This window comes from Paraburkholderia humisilvae (genome assembly GCF_902859855.1).
GTDB lineage: Bacteria > Pseudomonadota > Gammaproteobacteria > Burkholderiales > Burkholderiaceae > Paraburkholderia > Paraburkholderia humisilvae.
This window is the reverse complement of record NZ_CADIKH010000314.1, coordinates 1-1556: the sequence shown is the minus strand read 5'-3', so window position 1 is coordinate 1556 and position 1556 is coordinate 1. Positions and strand designations below refer to the sequence as shown.

Annotated in this window: 1 pseudogene; it reads left to right on the top strand. The window is 56.2% G+C overall.

Going from position 1 to position 1556, the window contains the following annotated elements:
* Window positions 1-190 precede the first annotated feature (190 nt).
* Window positions 191-1144: pseudogene (locus HV796_RS42190) on the top strand (IS5 family transposase).
* Window positions 1145-1556 lie beyond the last annotated feature (412 nt).

Below are 1556 nucleotides of genomic sequence, written 5' to 3'. Positions count from 1 at the left end.
CATGCACCGGTAGGTTACGATTGACGGAACAATCGGTTTCCTTCCTGGCCGCAGCCAGGTGAAACAATCCTCTACGCGACTTCACGTCGCACTGACACAGTAAGACTAGGGAAGGTCTGCAAAAGTCCTGGCATTGAAGCACCGTTGGGGTATCCTGGTGGGCAAGGCGAATCAGGTGAGGAGAGTTGAGATGGCGCAGTTGGGCCTTGGTCTGGATCTGTCAACGAAGCGCACGCGCAAGCGGGAATTTCTTGAAGAGATGAGACGCGTGGTGCCGTGGTCGAACCTGATTGCCCTGATCGAGCCGCACTATCCGAAGGGGAAAACGGGCCGGCCGCCATTTCCAGTTGCCACGATGCTGCAGATCCATTTCATGCAGCAGTGGTTTGGTCTGTCAGACCCGGCCATGGAGGAAGCGCTATACGACGTACCGCTGTATCGCGATTTCGCAGGGCTGGACGGCGGCATGACGCGTTTGCCGGACGAAAGCACGATTCTTCGATTTCGTCACCTGCTCGAAGCGCACGGTCTGGCTGTGCAGATGCTTGCGGTGGTCAACGAAATTCTGAGTGGAAAAGGTTTGATGCTCAAGGCAGGATCGGTGGTTGATGCCACCTTGATTTCGGCGCCCAGTTCGACGAAAAACGCGTCGGGCACCCGGGACCCGGAAATGCACCAGACGAGGAAGGGAAATCAATGGTACTTTGGGATGAAAGCGCACATCGGCGTGGACGCAGAGTCGGGTCTGGTCCACACCGTCATTGGGACCGCGGCCAACGTGCACGACATCAACGCGGCCGAAGCGTTGTTGCACGGCCAGGAAGCGGATGTGTACGCTGACGCGGGATATCAGGGTATTGAAAAGCGCTGTTAGGCGAACCCGGTTCGCTGGCATGTCGCAATGCGACCTGGCAAGCGTCGACAACTGGACCTGAACAATCGTCTTGACGCGATATTCAACCAGATTGAGCGCCTGAAGGCTGGCATCCGCGCCAAGGTTGAACATCCATTGCGTGTACTCAAGCAACAGTTTCGCTATACGAAGACACGATACCGGGGCTTGATGAAGAACACCGCGCAGATCACGACATTGTTTGCGCTGGGCAATCTCTGGATGGCACGCAAGGTGTTACGCAAAGCGTAAAACGCCCGGAGGTAAAGGCCGTGAGTCTCGGCAACGGAGGTCGTCATGCTTCAAGAGCCCGACGACCAACCTGCTTGCAAACGCTTACAGCTGATGCGCCCAACGTGTCAAAAAATCAGCGCTCTGAAAAACGAGTTGTGCAGACCTTCCCTAAATCCTGACGGGCTTTTGGATCAGGATGTGATGCCAAAAAGCCGACCGGCCAGCAAGGCGGAAATGAGATCGGGAGCATCCGCAGCCATCTGCATCTTCGACAGAGGGGCCTCACCCGATCCGCAATCTGTTCAACGAAATTTAATGGGTCCGCCCTGAATAAAGCGTTTTGTCCGTCGTCGGCGTTAGACGACGGGCGTTCTCTGATCGGCAGAAACGAACAACGCGACAAGAACGCGGGCGCAAAAAAGCCGCAGCT